14 protein-coding genes and 1 pseudogene are annotated in these 15,988 nt (G+C 64.3%); 4 read left to right on the top strand and 11 right to left on the bottom strand.

The window, feature by feature from the left end:
• Nucleotides 1–36: 36 nt before the first annotated feature.
• The 3 genes and pseudogenes from ACXAG6_RS00075 to ACXAG6_RS00065 form a co-directional block, all read right to left on the bottom strand.
• Complete coding sequence (locus ACXAG6_RS00075) at nucleotides 37–795, bottom strand: ABC transporter permease (protein WP_475333902.1); 759 nt, start codon at nucleotides 793–795, stop codon at nucleotides 37–39.
• Nucleotides 792–1,430: an IclR family transcriptional regulator gene (locus ACXAG6_RS00070; RefSeq protein ID WP_475337886.1), complete on the bottom strand. Its 639-nt coding sequence runs from the start codon at nucleotides 1,428–1,430 to the stop codon at nucleotides 792–794. Before ACXAG6_RS00070 ends, ACXAG6_RS00075 begins: the two co-directional genes overlap by 4 nt.
• A gap of 42 nt (nucleotides 1,431–1,472) precedes the next feature.
• Nucleotides 1,473–1,628 (bottom strand): annotated as a pseudogene (locus ACXAG6_RS00065) (helix-turn-helix domain-containing protein); the annotation flags it as partial.
• Between the two features lie 401 nt (nucleotides 1,629–2,029).
• On the opposite strand from ACXAG6_RS00065, the gene ACXAG6_RS00060 reads away from it, so the two are divergent.
• Both ACXAG6_RS00060 and ACXAG6_RS00055 read left to right on the top strand, forming a co-directional pair.
• Nucleotides 2,030–2,443, top strand: a complete 414-nt coding sequence (locus ACXAG6_RS00060; RefSeq protein ID WP_475333901.1) for an XRE family transcriptional regulator — start codon at nucleotides 2,030–2,032, stop codon at nucleotides 2,441–2,443.
• A gap of 261 nt (nucleotides 2,444–2,704) precedes the next feature.
• Nucleotides 2,705–2,824 carry a copper-binding protein gene (locus tag ACXAG6_RS00055; RefSeq protein WP_475333900.1) on the top strand — a complete coding sequence of 40 codons (120 nt, stop codon included), beginning with the start codon at nucleotides 2,705–2,707 and terminating at the stop codon, nucleotides 2,822–2,824.
• A 1,733-nt stretch (nucleotides 2,825–4,557) separates the two neighbouring features.
• Here ACXAG6_RS00055 and ACXAG6_RS00050 read toward each other — a convergent pair.
• Nucleotides 4,558–5,940 (bottom strand): MFS transporter, encoded by a 1,383-nt coding sequence (locus ACXAG6_RS00050; RefSeq protein ID WP_475333898.1) that lies wholly within the window; start codon nucleotides 5,938–5,940, stop codon nucleotides 4,558–4,560.
• Between the two features lie 12 nt (nucleotides 5,941–5,952).
• Nucleotides 5,953–6,186 (bottom strand): DUF2798 domain-containing protein, encoded by a 234-nt coding sequence (locus ACXAG6_RS00045; RefSeq protein ID WP_475333897.1) that lies wholly within the window; start codon nucleotides 6,184–6,186, stop codon nucleotides 5,953–5,955.
• A 118-nt stretch (nucleotides 6,187–6,304) separates the two neighbouring features.
• Between ACXAG6_RS00045 and ACXAG6_RS00040 the strand changes: the two genes are divergently transcribed.
• Nucleotides 6,305–7,153 (top strand): LysR family transcriptional regulator, encoded by an 849-nt coding sequence (locus ACXAG6_RS00040; RefSeq protein ID WP_475333896.1) that lies wholly within the window; start codon nucleotides 6,305–6,307, stop codon nucleotides 7,151–7,153.
• Between the two features lie 334 nt (nucleotides 7,154–7,487).
• Here the strand turns inward: ACXAG6_RS00040 and ACXAG6_RS00035 are convergent, their stop codons facing one another.
• The 4 genes from ACXAG6_RS00035 to ACXAG6_RS00020 are packed head-to-tail and all read right to left on the bottom strand — an operon-like array spanning nucleotide 7,488 to nucleotide 11,610.
• Nucleotides 7,488–7,982, bottom strand: a complete 495-nt coding sequence (locus tag ACXAG6_RS00035; protein WP_475333894.1) for a TRAP transporter small permease — start codon at nucleotides 7,980–7,982, stop codon at nucleotides 7,488–7,490.
• A gap of 29 nt (nucleotides 7,983–8,011) precedes the next feature.
• Entirely contained in the window at nucleotides 8,012–8,986 is a 975-nt protein-coding gene (locus ACXAG6_RS00030; RefSeq protein WP_475333893.1) for a TRAP transporter substrate-binding protein, read from the bottom strand.
• 33 nt (nucleotides 8,987–9,019) lie between these two features.
• Entirely contained in the window at nucleotides 9,020–10,300 is a 1,281-nt protein-coding gene (locus ACXAG6_RS00025) for a TRAP transporter large permease (protein WP_475333892.1), read from the bottom strand.
• 5 nt (nucleotides 10,301–10,305) lie between these two features.
• Nucleotides 10,306–11,610 carry an FAD-dependent oxidoreductase gene (locus ACXAG6_RS00020; protein ID WP_475333890.1) on the bottom strand — a complete coding sequence of 435 codons (1,305 nt, stop codon included), beginning with the start codon at nucleotides 11,608–11,610 and terminating at the stop codon, nucleotides 10,306–10,308.
• Between the two features lie 124 nt (nucleotides 11,611–11,734).
• Here ACXAG6_RS00020 and ACXAG6_RS00015 point away from each other — a divergent pair, with 124 nt between their 5' ends.
• The gene (locus ACXAG6_RS00015; protein WP_475333889.1) at nucleotides 11,735–12,616 is read left to right on the top strand and encodes a LysR family transcriptional regulator; all 882 of its coding nucleotides are present in this window, start codon (nucleotides 11,735–11,737) and stop codon (nucleotides 12,614–12,616) included.
• Nucleotides 12,617–12,866: 250 nt separating this feature from the next.
• On the opposite strand, the gene ACXAG6_RS00010 is transcribed toward ACXAG6_RS00015, so the two are convergent.
• The gene (locus tag ACXAG6_RS00010) at nucleotides 12,867–13,946 is read right to left on the bottom strand and encodes a TolB family protein (protein ID WP_475333887.1); all 1,080 of its coding nucleotides are present in this window, start codon (nucleotides 13,944–13,946) and stop codon (nucleotides 12,867–12,869) included.
• A 2-nt stretch (nucleotides 13,947–13,948) separates the two neighbouring features.
• Complete coding sequence (locus ACXAG6_RS00005; RefSeq protein WP_475333886.1) at nucleotides 13,949–15,844, bottom strand: TRAP transporter permease; 1,896 nt, start codon at nucleotides 15,842–15,844, stop codon at nucleotides 13,949–13,951.
• Between the last annotated feature and the right edge of the window lie 144 nt (nucleotides 15,845–15,988).

Below are 15,988 nucleotides of genomic sequence, written 5' to 3'. Positions count from 1 at the left end.
GTTGTCCATGCTGGCATTGATTGCCGCCATCCGCGCTTAGAAGCGCCGCCACGGCAGCAGGAGGCGCTCCAGCAACGCCATTCCGAAACTCAGCACCACGCCAATCATCGAGCCCACCACCAGCACGGCGAAAAGCAGCGGCGTGTTCTGGCTGTCCATCGCCCTCAGCACGAGGTAGCCCAGCCCGTTCTGCGAGTTCAGCCACTCCACCACGATGACGACGGTCACGGCGATCACCACGGTGATCTTGAAGCCCGAGAAAATGCTGGGTGCGGCCGAGGGCAACTCGAACAGCCGAAAGGTCTGCCACCACGAGGCACCGACCGAACGGCTCAGGTAGTATTGACGCGGGTCGATGGATTTGAACCCGTGCACACTGTCGACCAGCACCGGAAAGAAGGTGATCAACGCGGTCAGCAGCACCTTGGGTGTGTCGCTGAAGCCGAACCAGACCAGCATCAGCGGCGCCAGCGTCACCTTGGGCAGGCCCTGGATGAACACGACGATCGGGTAGAGGATACGCTCGGCGATGTGGAACTTCGCAATCAGGTAGGCCAGCACCACACCGGGCACCGCGCCTGCTAGGAAGCCGATCAGGATGAGCTTGGTTGTGATCAGCCCATGGTGGAACAGTCTCACGCGTTCATTGACCATGTCGGCCAGAAAGTCGCTTGGCGCGGGCAGAACGAAGATCGGCACATCGAACGCACGCACGAGGAGTTGCCACAGCACCAGCAGGCCCGTGAACCACAGAACCGGCTCCATCACCCGGCGCAGAAGGGAAGCACTGGTCATGTGACGGCTCCAGCCCTTTCGGCGGCAACACGCTTCATGTCATTTACGCCCCGCTGGCGCATCCGCAGCGGCCAGATCTGGCTGATTTCAGCGGCGGCGCGGTGCAGCGCCTCGGCAAGCTCGTCCCAGCGCTCCTTCTGGATACGCAACAGCGGGCCAGCGATCGAGATCGTGCCCGCCACCGGGTCAGTCTCTTCGGGACCGGCGCGAAACGGCACTGCCAGCGCAGCGGTGCCTGCCTCGGCCTCTTCCACCGAAGTTCCAAAGCCCTGCCGGCGGGTATCTTCGAGCCGGTTGCGGAGTTCGTCGATGGTGCGAGCGCTGTTCGGCCCCAACTCGCGATTGGCCTTGAACCCGCGCGAATAGACGATCGAGAGCGCCTCTTCCTCGGGCAGCGTCGCCAACCATGCCTTGCCGTTGGCAGTGGCGTGCAGCACGATCTCCTGCCCCATGTCAGGGTCGTAGCGCAGCCCGGTCACAGCGCCTTGTGCGCGCGCGACCCAAACAAGATCCTGCCCTTCGAGGATCGCCAGGCGGCAGTATTCCCGGGTCTCGGCTGCCAGTCGGTCGAGCACTGCCTGCACCACGTCGGGCACATTGCGTCCGTCAAGGTTCCGGAAGGCTAACGTGCTCATGCGCAATGACAGGGCATATTTCTGGCTCGAGGGATCCTGTGTTACCCAGCCATGATCAGCAAGGGTCGTGACGAGCCTGTGCGCTGCACTTGGAGGCACATCAAGCCGCGCGGCCAACTCGGAAAGCTCGACCGGTTCACGCTCTCCGGCCAGCACTTCGAGCAGGTCCAGGCATCGGGTTACTGCAGCAACTGTCACTACGAATCTCCTCTTGTGGTGACGTTATGGGATTATCTTCTGAAATGGAATAGCATTCTAAAAAATAATCTGACTTCATACTCTGTCTATAACTGCAGAGAGCATAGGGCTCGGCAAGCCCTCTTGACTTTTGGAGGGCTCAATCACTCCGAGATTGCTGCGCGAAGGCTCCGCCATTCAGGACCGTGTCTGCCGTTTGCCCGGAGTGCTGCAGGGCCACGCACCAACGCTCAGTGCATCTATGTGTTATCATTGTCCCACCTCTGTGGAGAGCGAGCCAAGGACGCAGGTCGGGCCATATGATGATGATTACGTGGACGGCCATCGCAGGACCCAACGCACTCCCAACGTAGCCGTCGCTATAGCGAACACATGAAACGTCGCGTTTCGCGGCGGCTACAATGGACAATATCTTGAAACGCACCCCCTACGGAAACACTCCGCTCGCTCACCTGCTCGACCGGCAGATCCTGAAGCTCCGCCCCCGCAAGTCGCAGCGGGACATCGCGCTCGAAGCCGGGTTCAGGCACCCCAATTTTCTCTCCATGCTGAAGAGCGGCACCAGCAAGCTCGCTCTGGATCGCGTGCCGGCGCTCGCCGCGGCTCTCGAAGTGGATCAGCGGTTGCTCCTCCGGCTCGCGCTGGAGCAGGAGGGGTTGGAGACGACGAAGAACGCGATCGACCAGATCCTTGGCGAGATCGTATCCGAGAACGAGGTTGCGTGGCTGCGCGAGATTCGAGACGCCTCCGGGCACTCCGATCCGAGATTGACCAGCAGGTCACGCGCTGCGCTTCGCACTATCTGGGGACTGTGAGAAATGACCCACTATTTCAAGCTTCCGGATGTATCGCAGCCTATATCTGTTGCTGAGGCCGCTTGGTTGAGCCTTCTGCGCGATCTCTATAGCGGTGATGTCCGGTCGCCGGGATTGGCCGCAGTTCAAGCTCTGCGTGTTGCGATCTGGAACCGGAGCGGTTGAACCTTCACTCGAAGTGGTGGGGCTGCCGCTTGTCTATCAGCAAGTGGAGGATAGCGTGGTCTGTTGGTAGCGGTGAGAGATGCCGCGTCCACGAAGATGGTCTTCGTGGTTACCGATGCAGCGATGCTGGAGGGCCTGGGCGAGGGCACGAAGATCCGCTGCCTGGCGGATAGTGGGAGTGGCAAGCTCACTGTGACCGAGATCGAAGTAGATTGACGTGACGACTGCGCGCCGGGGGACCGGCGCGCGGCGACGCTATTGAGGCACACAAGATGTAGATTGGCTTGCTCCCGGCGTTGATCGAGGCGAAGTGCCTGTGGCGGGTTTCCGAGGGCAACTTTCGGGGTTGCGCGAGGTCTGAGAGGTAAACATCGAGGGAAACGTTTATGTTTACCTGAGCATTTTAGTGGGAAACCTTTTCGACCCATCAGGTAATCATCGGCAACCCACCATCACCCGCCATGCGGACCGGAAGCTTCAATTTTTGTTGGCTCAGGGCCCAAAAAACTCATCAAACCCAACGCGAAACACCACACAGGCAAGAATGAGGAGTTTCGTGATGGTTGAGGATCTCGAAATTCGGCCGGAAAGCTTCCTTGGAACCATCACGAATAGTCGTGCTTCGTCTAGATCTAGTATGGTGCAGAAGACGCGCTTTGGGGCTTCAGGCATCGATGACGGCATGGAGTGTCGAACCCTGAGCGCGAGGTCATTCGTTAGCAAGGGTGCCCGGGCGATAGGCAGGCTTGCAAGATGCCTTGGGGCAGACTGAAGGGTGTGTGGTATCGGTCCTCAGTCTTGCAGCGGCCTCTCTCATGGTGACCTTGGTGCAGGTGGCGCACCAGTCTGCCGGTCCAGAGCAGAAGCGATCATGAAGCACACAACAACGCCCGGTTCGCAAAGGAGCTCGCCAGACGAGAACCGCTCTTTGCGACGAAGCGTGACACAGGGCAGCACTGCGGATCGCATCTGGTGACGCTCTAATCGAGCCCTAGGCCTAAGAGCGCAGGCCTAGTGACAAGCGAGATCAGCAGACCGGGCTGGGTGGACGCCTCGAGCAGCGAGCCAGACCTTCCCCGCAACACAGCAACAACACGATGGCCCGCCGGCGGGTTGGTATGCGGGTAACGACGAAGACAGCATTCAGCAGAGGCTCTGAAGCCAAGGCGCGCTCTCTAAGTTGCTGCGGTAATGGGCCTGAGTCCGCTTACTCTCGAGGCAGGGGCGGCCGGGAGAAATCTCGAACCACCTCTGCCTCTCTTTTTTGCCTGGGCACACCCTCTCCGCGGCCGGAGCAGATCTTCCATGGATGATGGTTCAGAGGCAGAATTTTTCGTAAATATAAATACACCTACTAGGTATATATATACTATTATGATCGACGGCTCTTATATTACCTATAGTTGTGCTCCCGGTGGGCAACATCTTTTGGTAGAATCTAAACCGATCAGTTCACTTTCTGTCCCGGTTTTGAAGAAGTCGTTTCTGCACTTTTTGCCCTCGTGTCAGGGATGCGCCACCAGGCGTCGCCGGATGCGGTGACCGAGGCCGGGGAGAGAAATCTGGCGTGCGGCCCTAGAGATCCGGTTTACGAGCCAACATCCCCGGGGGTGGGGGGGGCATGTGCTTGGTCCCTGGGTGCTGCCCCGGGCTCGCCTGAACTCGGCGCGGCGCATTGCGAAAGCACCTCGGAACCGGGGGGGCAAAAGCGGCCCGTAGAACGCAAGTCCACTCTTGGGCCAGGGGTTGCGCGGGGAGCATCGAGGAGGCCCTCTGGTAACCCGCTCCGTGGCCCTGGCGGGCCGACAGCGTGCCGAAGGAGGTGTCGACACGTGCCGGGAGTCGCGACCCTAGGCCTCAGAAGGCAACCGAGGGGGCGAACGGATTGGCCCTAGCTTGCTCGGCAGGCCCGGAGGGGCTGCTTCGTGCAGGGCGGTCGTCCTCCCCGGTCAACCCGGAACGTCAGCGTGTCGCCTGCTTACCGACGAGAGCGTCAGCGCCAGGGCGGCCGCAGCCGTGGTGACCGCGAAAACGAGCATTAGGCCGCTGCCTGCACCCGGTGCCAAGGCGATCTCAGGCAGCCCCCGACTCCCGAGCGCATAGACCGGCCCCATCGCGGCTGCGCCGGTGATCAAACCGATATTCCGGGCCAGCGCCAGCAAGCCTGAGGTCGTGCCGCGCCAGTCGGCCGGAGCGCCTGCGAGCAGGGCCTTGCCGTTGGCCGTCTGGAAGATGCCGTAGCCGGCGGTCAAGGTGGCGAGGCTCATCGCGTAGCCCGAGGCACCGAGGGCGTTCGGCAGGACAACCATGCCGAGCGATCCGATGGTCGCGGCGGCCAGGCCCCAGAGGACGAGACGTTCTGTCCCGAACCGATCCACGAGCCGTCCGGCGGGCACGCCAACAAGGACCACCACACCGGGCCCCACGCTCATCAGGAGGCCGGTGGCGACCGGATCAAGATCAAGACCCCGGCTCAGGTAGAACGGGCCAACGACGAGCGTGGTCATCACGATCATGGAGACAAGCATCATCTGCAGGAGGCCGGGCCAGAGCCTGGCTTTGGTCAGCAGGCTCAGGTCGACCAGCGGCGCTGTGGCGCGCAGCACGACACGGACAAAGGCCAGCAACAGGGCAAAGGCCAGAAGGCCGAGCCCGGCCACCACCACCTGGTTGCCGTGGCCAAGGCGTGAGGCGGCAAAGGCTGCGAGAGCAAGGCCTAACGAGAGCAGCACGATACCGGGCAGATCGAGCCTCGGCCGGGATGTGCTCCCGGTCCGATCGCCCGGCAGCACAGCCGTCAAGACCGCGAAAGCGAAGCCGGCCGCCAGCGCCATGGCGGCAAAGACCGCCCGCCAGCCCCAGGCCTCCACCAGGACACCGCCCAGTGACGGGCCGAGGGCGGTGCCCAGGGCAGAGACCGTGGCCAGAAGGCCGAAGGCCCGACCGCTGCGCGCCTTTGGGATGAGATCGCCCGCCATGGCGAGCGTCAGGGCCATCATTGCGGCCGCACCAACGCCCTGCAGCCCACGCAGAGCCACGAGGCTCCACAGCCCGGTGGCCAGCACGCCGCCTGCCGAGGCGAGACCGAAGAGCGCGGTGCCGGCAAGGAGCAGGCGCCTGCGGCCATAGAGATCGCCTAGTCGACCGACCGTGACGACCAGGCTCGTCACCGCGACAAGGTAGCCGACGACGACCCACTGCACCTCAACCAGCGGCGCGGCAAAGGCGCGCGCCATGTCTGGGAGCGACACGTTGGCGATGCTGGTCCCCAGCGCTGGCAGCAATGTGGCGAGGGACAGCGCGAATAGAGGATGCCTCACGATCAGCTGCATCTCGCGCCCTCCTCAGCGCTGCGTCGCAGGGGCGGCGACGAGCAGGCCGACCAGGCGGCGCGCGAGCGGCGCCACGACAAGGACCACAGGGAAGGCGATGGCCCAAGAAATGAGCCAGGCTCCGAGCCAGGCCGACAGGATGCCGTCGAGCGGTGCGGCCCGGAGGGTGGCGATGCCGGACACGATGAGCGACATCATTCCGGAGAGGATCAGCCCGAAGAGGGCCGGGGCGAAACGGGCAGGCATGGAAGGAACTCCAGTTCTGTGAACTGGCCGCTATTTGGCGCTTGCAGGTGGAATGCGGAAGGCGCAGCATTTGCACTCTATTGCTGCATCAGACGCCATGTCTCCGAGGGAGGATGCGATGCCGGACCTGAACCTGCTGATCACGCTCGATGCACTGCTGGCGGAAGGCAGCGTGGCCGGCGCTGCGCGGCGCCTCGGTCTGAGCCCCTCCGCAATGAGCCGCGCGCTGGCGCGGCTGCGGGAGGTCACCGGAGACCCGCTGCTCGTGCGCGCTGGCCGGGGCCTCGTGCCGACGCCGCGCGCGATGGAGCTGCGCGAGAGGGTTGGCGAGCTCGTCGACGGGGCCCGGGAGGTGCTACGGCCGACGGAACAGCTCGATCTCTCCCGGTTGGCGCGGCGGTTCACCCTCCGTTGCACCGAGGGCTTTGCCGAGAGCTTCGGACCGGCGCTTTTGGAGATCGTTGGTGTAGAGGCGCCGGGGGTGACGCTGGCCTTTACCCTGAAGGAGGACAAGGACAGCGCGCCCCTGCGCGACGGTGATGTGGACCTCGAGACCGGTGTGATCGATGCCGGGACCGCCCCCGAACTGCGCGCCTATACGCTCTTCGACGATCGCTGGATCGGCGTAGTTCGCTCCGGTCACCCGTCGGCGCAATCTGATGATCCGACCAAGATCTACCCTGCCGCGGCGCACATCCAGGTCGAGCGTCGGGGGCTTCACAGTGATGAGATCGATCGTGCAGCCAGCGAAGCAGGGATCGGCCGGCGCGTGCGTGCGGTGGCAGGCGGCTTTGCGACAGCGCTGTCGCTGGCGCGCGCCACCGACCTCGTCGCTACCGTTCCAGAACGTCACACGCTTGGACTGCGCCGGGACATGCAGAACATCGACCTGCCGTTCCCACTCCCAGGCTTCACGATCTCGATGCTTTGGCATCCGCGGATGGACGGAGACCTGGGGCACCGATGATTGCGCCAGTGCCTGCGCCGGGCCTGTGACGCGGTGCCTGAGCCCGAAGAGGCATGAGCGGTCGCTGCGTGGCAGCAGTCGGGTGCACGAGTTCGAGTTGCGACGTAACGGTCGATCATGAACGACTGCGAACGCCGAGGAGGAAAGGCTGGAGGGCCGCTGATCGGTGGATCCCTTCGAAGTCCTTGGAGATCCACTACTAAACCATCCGGATGCATCTCGGCGCCGGCAGGTATGGGCGACGCAAATCTGCCTCTGATCGACCTAGCCGCAGCGATGACATGGGTGACATCCACAAGCCCCCTCGACCTCGCTATCAGGCTCGCGGACCCGGCTATACACCTTCGCTGCCCTCGGGTTTTGCGCTGGAATTTCCAACCAAGAAGTTGACCACGGCCTGCAGGCCCATCGGGACAAAGCAGAAGACCGGAGCGATCTTGAAGGCGGTATCGGGGATCTCGAACACCGGCGTTCTGAGGCCGAGAAACTCCCAGACGTGCCAAAGCTGGAGCATCACGTAGCACGACAACAGCACCACCGAGACATCGGTGATGCGCTCACAAACCGCGCGGGCACGCGGGCCGAGCATGTCGACGAGGGCCGTCACCACGATATGGCGGCGGCTCCGGTATAGCACGAAGGCCATCAGGAACACGATCCATGTAATGACCAGCCGGGTCAGCTCCGCCGATCCCAAAATGCCCCGCCCCAGAACATAGCGCAGCACTACCTCGGCAAGAATTCCGACCACCAGCGCCAGAAGGAGGCCCTGCGAAATCCGCAGGTAGGCCTTGCTGACGTGGCCGAGAAGAGTGTCGAGATGGGTCATGCGCTAGCTCCGGGGCGGGGCGGGGAGGATCACTGGATATCGCGGATCGCGTCGTAGAGACCTTCGCCCCAGAGGCCCTCGGCCTCCTGCTCATGCGCGGCGGCGGTGAGCTTTTCGGCAAAGGCGGTGCGGTCGACCTCGATGATGGTGGCGCCGTCGGCCTTGAGCTGGTCCGCGATGGTGGCCGCAGCCTCCTCGATGAGCTCCTTGGAGTAGTCCGAGGCCACGGCGGCGGCATCGAGCAGGATCTGCTGCTGCGCCTCGTCGAGCTGGCCCCAACGCATCCCGTTCATAGCCACGGTGATCGAGTCATACACGTGGTTGGTGCGGGTGACATAGGGCGCGGCAAGGTGGAACTTCTGGCTCAGCACCGAGTCGTAGGGGCTTTCCATCGCGTCGGTCATGCCGGTCTTGAGCGCTTGGAAACTATCGGCCCAAGGCACCTGCGTGGGGTTGGTGCCCAGCGTGGCCCAGGTCTTGATGTAGGAGGGGATGCCCGGCACCCGGAACTTGAGACCAGTCAGATCGTCTGGAGTGTTCACCGGCTTGGTCGAGACCACCACGCGCGGCAGCTTGGCCCAATCGTCCCCGATCATCTTGATGCCCGCTTCCTCCAGCAGTTTGTCCTCCATCGCCGTGGCCATGTCACTGTCGAGAAAGGCCTGAAAGTGATCGCCGTCGCGGAAGGTGAAGCCCCATGAGACGACGTTGAAATCCTTCTCGAAGTTGCCGTAGTTCGACAGGCTTTCCACCACCATGTCGAGCACACCCGCCCGCATCTGCTGAATCGCCTTCTCGCCCGAGCCGAGCTGGCCGCCGGGAAAGACCTGAATCTCGATATCGCCGCCGGATTTTTCCGCGACCTCCTCCGCGAACTTCGTCGCGGTCATGCAGGTGGCCGAGGTCTCCGCCGACGGGCAGGCGAGCCGATAGGTCGCGGCCTGCGCGGCGCCTGCGAGGGTTGCGGCCGCGAGGGCCAGCGTGGCTGTGTGAATCATCTTCATGGTTTTCCTCCCTTGATGAATGGTGGTGTCGGGTCAGCGTCCGGGCAGCAGCAGCTCGCCGGGATATGTCACGATGGACGGGACATAGGTGATGAGCAGCAGCACCAGCAGGATCGGAATGAGAAACGGCAGGATCGCCTTCGCCGTGTCGATAAAGCGGATCTCGGCGATCTCGGTGACGATATAGAGGCACCAGCCGAGCGGCGGGGTGATGAGGCCCACGGTAAGGTTGAGCACGATCACTACGCCCAGGTGCACCGGGTCGACCCCAAGCGCCACACCCATGCCCACGAGGGTGGGCGTGAAGATGACGAGTATCGAGGTCAGGCTCATGATGGTGCCGAGCAGCAGCAAGATCACGTTCATCGCGAAGAGAAAGGCGATCTGCCCGTAGCCGGAGCGGTGAAAGAATTCGGCCATCGCATCGGGCAGTTGCTCGGTCGTGACGAGCCAGCCGAAGAGCGAGGACATGCCGAGGATGAACATGATCTGGGTGGTGGTGACGAGCGCCTCCTCCAGCATCGGGCCGAGGTTGCGCCACTTCATGTCGCCGTAGAGCATCGAGACCACACAGGCATAGGCCACGGCGATCACGCCTGCTTCTGTCGGGGTGACGATGCCAAAGACGAGGCCGGCGAGGATCACGAAGGGCGTGGCGAGCGGAGGCGCGTTGCGGATGAAGCTGCGGCCGATCTCGCAGAGCGAGGCGCGCACCTCCGGCTCCACGCCCTCGCGCTTGGCCGCGAAGTAGACGTAGACCATCATGAAAAGTCCCAGCAGCAAGCCCGGCACCAGCCCGCCGATAAAGAGGGCGGGGATCGAAACGTCGGTCATCGAGCCATAGAGCACCATCAGGATCGACGGCGGGATGATCGGGCCGATACAGCTTGAGGCAGCGGTGACGGCGGCGCTGAACGGGCGCGAATAGCCCGCCTTCACCATCGCCTTGATCTCAATCCGCCCCAGCCCGGCGGTATCGGCCACCGCCGAGCCGGAGATGCCGGCAAAGAACAGGCTGGAGAGAATGTTCACATGCGCCAGCCCACCCCGGATGTGTCCCACCAGCAGCCCGGCGAAGCGGAAGATGCGCTCGGTCACACCACCCACGTTCATGATCTCGCCCGCCAGCACGAAGAAGGGGATCGCGAGCAACGTGACGCCGCCGAGGCTCTCGACCATCGAGAAGATGAAGATCGAGGGCATCACGTCGCCCAGCAGGATGTAGACCATCGAGGCCACGCCCATCGCCAGCGCGACCGGCGCGCCGATGGCCATGAAGAAGGCAAAGGTGATGAGCAGCGCGGCAAAGGCCATGACGGTCAGTCTCCCAAGTATGCGTTCTCGGCGCGCAGCCGCGCTTGCAGGGCGCTCACTTCCACCTGCCGCAGCTCGCCCTGCGCCTGGATCGCCAGAGCCGCGCCGGTGCCCGCGGCATGGCCCATCGCCATCGCCGTGGGCATGACCCGAAGTGCGGCAAAGGCCTCGTGGGTTGCGCTAATGCCGCGCCCGGCCACTGCCACGTTGCGCAGCCCCTCGGGCAGCAACGCTCGCCAGGGGATGTTGTAATGGTGGTCCTCGGAGAACTCGATGAAGGTAATCTCCTTGCCTGTAGGCTTGTGGACATCGATTGGGTAAGCCCCGGCGGCGACGGTATCGTCAAACCTCTCACCCCGCGTGATGTCCTCTCGCGTCACCACGTAGTCTCCCCGCACGCGGCGCGTATCGCGAATGCCGAGTTGCGGCGCAATGGCCGAAAGGCGCGCCTCGCCGCAGCCCGGCATATGCACGGTGAGAAAGCGAGAGATCTCCAGCGCCTGCCGTCGCCCCTCAATCTCGCCGGCACTCACCGAAAAGGGGTCGTCGGGGTCCACCGAGACGCGGGAAATGTTGAACCACGCGGCATTGGCACCCGGCACGCGGGAGTAATGCAGCGCAGCGCGGGGGAGCGCGCCGCTCTCCAGTCCTTCGGCCACCACCCGGTCTCGATCGGCCCGGCTCATGCCCTCCAGGGCGGCAATGTCCACCGGCGCCATCTCGAACATCATGGTGCCGGGTTGCAGCGCCTCGCCCTCGTTCAAGCCAAGGAAACGGCCACCGGCGACGGTGACGAGGCTCATGTCGCCCGACGCATCGATGTAACAGGCGGCGCGCAGCGTTAGCGGCTTGCCCGCCGCCCAAACCCTCAGCTCTGTGACATGGCCGCCCTCGCAGGCCGCGCCCATGTTGACCGACTTGAACAGAATGCGCACGCCCGCCTCGATCAGCATCTGCTCCAGCGAGACCTTCAGCACCTGCGCGTCATACTCGATGCGGTTCATCACGTGGCCGGTCGACATCACGAAGGTGCCCAGCGGCCCGCATCCGCCATCGGCCCTGAGCCGCTCCACGATCTCCTCGGCCACACCGCGGATCACGGTGCGGCCCGACCGGGTTTGCCAGCCGACGAACTGGCCCACCATTCCCGCCGTCGCCGCGCCGCCCAAGAAGGCGTTCTGTTCGATCAGCAGCACCTTCGCACCATTGCGGGCCGCTGTCAGCGCTGCGGCGCAACCGGCCATGCCGCCGCCCACGACGATCACATCGCATTCCGCGTCTGCGCGCAGGGGGGCGCTGGTATCTGGCATTCGGTGACCTCCTCCCGGTCGTCTGGTGCGCCCGACCCTAGTTGAAGCGAGCGACGGAGACGATTAACATTAGATCCGACGGCTTTAACGTTTGGTTAAATGCCGGCAAGCAGGGGGAACATGGATGATTTCGATCCGGCAGGTGGAGGTGATCCGCGCCGTCATGGTCGCCCGTTCGGTCAGCGGCGCAGCACAGCTGCTCAACGTCTCCCCCGCCGCCGTCAGCCGGATGCTGCGCCATACCGAGAGCCAGATCGGCTTCGCACTGTTCTCGCGCACACCCAATGGCTTCGTGCCCATGCCCGAGGCCCACGCGCTGCTCGACGATCTCGAACAGGTCCACAGCAGCCTCTCCCGCATCGAGGCCCGCCTCACCGGACCGGCACGCACCGAGACCGCCCTACGCATCGGCACCTCGCCCGGCCTCGGCCTCAGCGTGGTGCCCCACGCGCTCTCCCGGCTTCAGGCCCGCCAGCCTGACCTTCGCTTCGAGCTGGGGGTCATGCACGTCGACGAGGTGCTGCCCCTGCTCGAATTCCGCCGCTACGACTTTGCCCTGACGATCTACGAGATCGACGACCCAAGGCTCAACATCCGGAAAATTGCAGAGGCCCCGCTGGTCTGCCTGATGTCCCTCGACCACCCGCTCGCCGGGCGTGAGCAGGTGACACTCGAAGAGATCGCCGCTCATCCGGTGATCGGCTACAACCCCCAGGCCTTTCAGCAGCAACTGATCGACGACATGTTCCGCAGCCGCGGACTCGCCCCGGATTACCGCGCCCGCTGCCGGGTGATGAGCACCGCCTGCGTGCTGGTGCAGGAAAACCTCGGCCTCACCCTGCTCGACCGCTTCACTGTCCACGGGCGCATCCCTGAGGGCACCTGCGTCGCCGCCATCGACATCGACTACTGCTTCCCGCTGAACGTGATCAGCATGCGCGATGCGCCACTGTCACGCGACGCGGAGGGGTTTCTGGCCGAAGTGGAACACATGTTGGCCAACTGAGCCACGTCACGAGGTGAGGGGAGTGCCACACTCAATCGCGGCGCGGGCTACTCCTACGCGCACGGTTTGTAGCGAGGCACCGAAGGACTCGAGAACCTCAGTGATGGGCTAACGTTCAATGATCCGCATTGTAATCTGCTCTCGAGTTCAGACGGTGAGACGAGCGCTTTATTGTGGATTGTCCATCCTTCGGTTTTTTCGGCTGAAGATTGGCAATGGTATGCTAAGCGCGCATCGGATGACCAACCTTCTAATACTTCACATCTAGCTCATAGATCTGCGCTGTCCCGCTCCGGTCGGATGTAAACACAACCTTCCGTCCGTCCGGTGAGAACCGTGGATGCGGGTGGGTGTGCTGCGGGGCATGCACCTTTACCGGCCCTTTGTTGTAGGGGAAGGGATCGGCCCAGTGCGCCCCTTGCGAGCTGGCCTCCGGGCGGTGAAGCGGGGCCGGTGGGGCGGAGTCGTCGAGCGCGAGCAGGTGCAGGCCACGGTCGGGAAAGTTGGTATCGCAGATCAGGCGGGCGCCTGTGGCGTCGGGCGCACCGTGCCAGACCGGGAAGTCGGTCAGCATCCGCACCTCGCCGCTGTCCGGGTCGATCTCGCCGAAGCCCTTGGGCCAGTCGACAAAGAGCACGGTCCGGTGCCCGGGGCGCCAGACCTCATGGGTGATCCACTGCATCTCGTGCGCGCGCTCGAAGATGCGGCGGGCGTTGCTCTGCCGGTCCGTCACCCAGACCCGGTCGGTCATGGGCCCCGCATAGAGGATCAGGTTATCATCGTCTGGGCAGAACTGCGGGTGGCCGATGGTGGGCGCTTCCAGGAAAACCTCCGCGCTCTGCGTCTCGGTATCCACCAACCAGAACCGGCTGACCGCGCCGCTCTTCACCGGCACCGCCCAGTAGCGCCCGCAGGCCGAAAGCGCCGTGGTGCCCATCGCCGCACCAACCATCCCGGCCTCGCGCATCTCGCGGCTGTCGAAGTGGGCCAGCACTTCCACCCTGCCGTCGCGCGGCGACACCCGTTTGCCCTCCTGCCCGGCGACGAAATAGATCCAGTCGCCGTCGCGCGAGGGGATCACCGACCACTCGGCCAATGCGGGCTCTTCGGTGAGCTGCACCAGGTCGGCACCCGGCGCTGGCTCAATGAAGATCTGCGGGCTGCCGGTGCGGTGCGAGATTAGCAGCAGAAAGCTCATCGCCGCGTCCCAAGCGTCAACAAAGAAGAACGGGTGATGGTGTATCGAGCCGTGCTGCGTAATCTGGCGGAGGGTCGCGCCGGTGCCGTCGTTGAACGGCACCGACTCGGAGCGGTGGTGGATGTAGGGCATGGTTACTCTGCGGGGTTGGGAACCGTGCGTGCACTGCTGCGGGCGGTGACGGCCACGACAATCACCATGGACCAGCCTGCGGTCAGCGCCACCAGCCAGGCGGTGCTGCCCGAAGGCGCGATCACCGCGACCAGCCCGGCGAGGCCGATGGGCAGGCGCGTGGCCCAGCCCAGCGGGCGCATCGCCCAGCCGCCGAAGGCCACGGCCCAGAGCGCGGTGCTGACCAGCAGAGAGAACGCACTGAAGGCGTTTTGCCCCGCGCTGCCCTGGGCCAGCACGCCCGGGTCGAAGACAAAGGCGAAGGGCACGAAAAAGGCCACCAGGCTGAGCCCGAAGGCCGAGAGGCTGGTGTGCACGGCAGAGGCCTTGCCCACCGCTGCGGCAGCGAAGGAGGCCAGCGCCACCGGCGGCGTCACCATCGAGAGCACGCAATAGTAGAAGATGAAGAAGTGCGCCGCGAGCGGGGCGATGCCGAGGTCTTCGATGGCCGGCACAAAGAGCACCGCGCCGATGATATAGGCGGCCACCGTGGGCAGCCCCATGCCCATGATGATGCAGCCGACCATGGCCAACATCAGGGAGGCATAGATCGAGCCTTCGGAGAGCGACAGCAGCGAGCCCGCGAACTTCAGCGCGAGGTTCGATTGCACGGCGACAGCGATGACAAGACCGATGGCGGCGATCGGCACGGCCACCTCGGCCGCCTGGCGCGGGGCGTCCCGCAGAGCCTCAGCGATCTGCTTCCAGCCGATCCGCGTGGACGCGCGGAGAAAGGGAACCACGAGGCAGGCGAGGGAGGCCACAACCGCCGAGTAGGAGGCCGAGTAGCCACTCACCAGCAGCCCGATCAGCACCAACGGCGGCAGGATCAGATGGAGGCGCGGGCCAATGGCCGGGGTCTGCGACACCTCCTCCGAGGTCAGCGCCCGCACCCCGTCGCGGCGGGCGGACAGGTCCACCACCAGCAGCAGCGCGAGGTAGAAGGCGACCGCCGGAATCAGGCCCGCCAGCGCGATCTGGGCGTAGGGCATGCCGAGCAGCTCGGCCATGATGAAGGCGGCAACGCCCATGATCGGCGGCATGAGTTGCCCGCCGGTGGAGGCAATGGCCTCGATCCCTGCGGCCCGGGCAGCGGGCACACCGGTGCGCTTCATCAGCGGAATGGTAAAGACGCCGGTGGAAACCACGTTGGCCACGGCGGAGCCAGAGATAGAGCCCATCAGCGAGGAGCCGATGATGGCGGCCTTGGCGGTTCCGCCGGTGGCGCGTCCGGCTGCGCGGATGGCGAGGTCGATGAACAGCTGCCCACCGCCCACCGCCGCGTAGAAGGCGCCGAAGAGGATGAAGTAGAAGACAAAGCTGACCGAGGTGGATGTGGTGATGCCAAGCACGCCCGCCGTGGTCATGGTGGTGATCTCGGTCGCCGCCTCCACGCCGAAGCCACGGAAGCTCAGCCAGCCGGGCAGCACGTTGCCCCAGAAGGCATAGGCGATGAACGCCAGCAGAACCCACACCAGCACCCAGCCCACCGCGCGGCGGGAGCCTTCAAGCAGGAGGAATACAAGGAGCGCACCGAACAGGATATCGATCGTGAAGATTGGAGAGACATTCTCCATCCGGGTCGTCAGCCGCTCGAAGCCGGTGAGGTAGTAGCTCAGCACCGCGAGCGCGGCGAGAATGGCCGCTGCATCCAGTCCGATCCGCAGCCAGCGCGGCAGGCGAGGGTTGGTGAGCGGCTTGTAGAGAAACAGAAGGACAAGCGCGAAGGCTAGGTGAACCGGGCGCTCGAAGAGCGGCTGTTGCGGTTCGAACAGCAGCCAGACCTGGAAGGCGATCATCGCCACGCCAACGACAAAGGCGGCAGTCAGGGCGGGGCTCTTCAGGATCATCTCGCGCATGGTTTCCTCCCTGGGCGCAAAACGGGTGTCGAAGTGGGGTGCCGGGGGAAAACAAAAAGCAGAGGCAGAAGGGGGGGTACTCCACAAGCAAGGATACCCCCAAGCGGGAGGGAGCGAAGGAGTGAGAGTGACGACCGGGTTTGT

The organism is Vannielia sp. ABF1_015, assembly GCF_056160745.1.
Note: the sequence above shows the minus strand (reverse complement) of the source record. Positions and strands in the feature narration are given on the sequence as shown.

Coding starts and splice junctions, on each gene's coding strand:
- ACXAG6_RS00075 (WP_475333902.1), bottom strand. CDS start 795: ATGACCAGTGCTTCCCTTCTGCGCCGGGTGATGGAGCCGGTTCTGTGG.
- ACXAG6_RS00070 (WP_475337886.1), bottom strand. CDS start 1,430: ATGAGCACGTTAGCCTTCCGGAACCTTGACGGACGCAATGTGCCCGAC.
- ACXAG6_RS00060 (WP_475333901.1), top strand. CDS start 2,030: ATGGACAATATCTTGAAACGCACCCCCTACGGAAACACTCCGCTCGCT.
- ACXAG6_RS00055 (WP_475333900.1), top strand. CDS start 2,705: ATGGTCTTCGTGGTTACCGATGCAGCGATGCTGGAGGGCCTGGGCGAG.
- ACXAG6_RS00050 (WP_475333898.1), bottom strand. CDS start 5,940: ATGCAGCTGATCGTGAGGCATCCTCTATTCGCGCTGTCCCTCGCCACA.
- ACXAG6_RS00045 (WP_475333897.1), bottom strand. CDS start 6,186: ATGCCTGCCCGTTTCGCCCCGGCCCTCTTCGGGCTGATCCTCTCCGGA.
- ACXAG6_RS00040 (WP_475333896.1), top strand. CDS start 6,305: ATGCCGGACCTGAACCTGCTGATCACGCTCGATGCACTGCTGGCGGAA.
- ACXAG6_RS00035 (WP_475333894.1), bottom strand. CDS start 7,982: ATGACCCATCTCGACACTCTTCTCGGCCACGTCAGCAAGGCCTACCTG.
- ACXAG6_RS00030 (WP_475333893.1), bottom strand. CDS start 8,986: ATGAAGATGATTCACACAGCCACGCTGGCCCTCGCGGCCGCAACCCTC.
- ACXAG6_RS00025 (WP_475333892.1), bottom strand. CDS start 10,300: ATGGCCTTTGCCGCGCTGCTCATCACCTTTGCCTTCTTCATGGCCATC.
- ACXAG6_RS00020 (WP_475333890.1), bottom strand. CDS start 11,610: ATGCCAGATACCAGCGCCCCCCTGCGCGCAGACGCGGAATGCGATGTG.
- ACXAG6_RS00015 (WP_475333889.1), top strand. CDS start 11,735: ATGATTTCGATCCGGCAGGTGGAGGTGATCCGCGCCGTCATGGTCGCC.
- ACXAG6_RS00010 (WP_475333887.1), bottom strand. CDS start 13,946: ATGCCCTACATCCACCACCGCTCCGAGTCGGTGCCGTTCAACGACGGC.
- ACXAG6_RS00005 (WP_475333886.1), bottom strand. CDS start 15,844: ATGCGCGAGATGATCCTGAAGAGCCCCGCCCTGACTGCCGCCTTTGTC.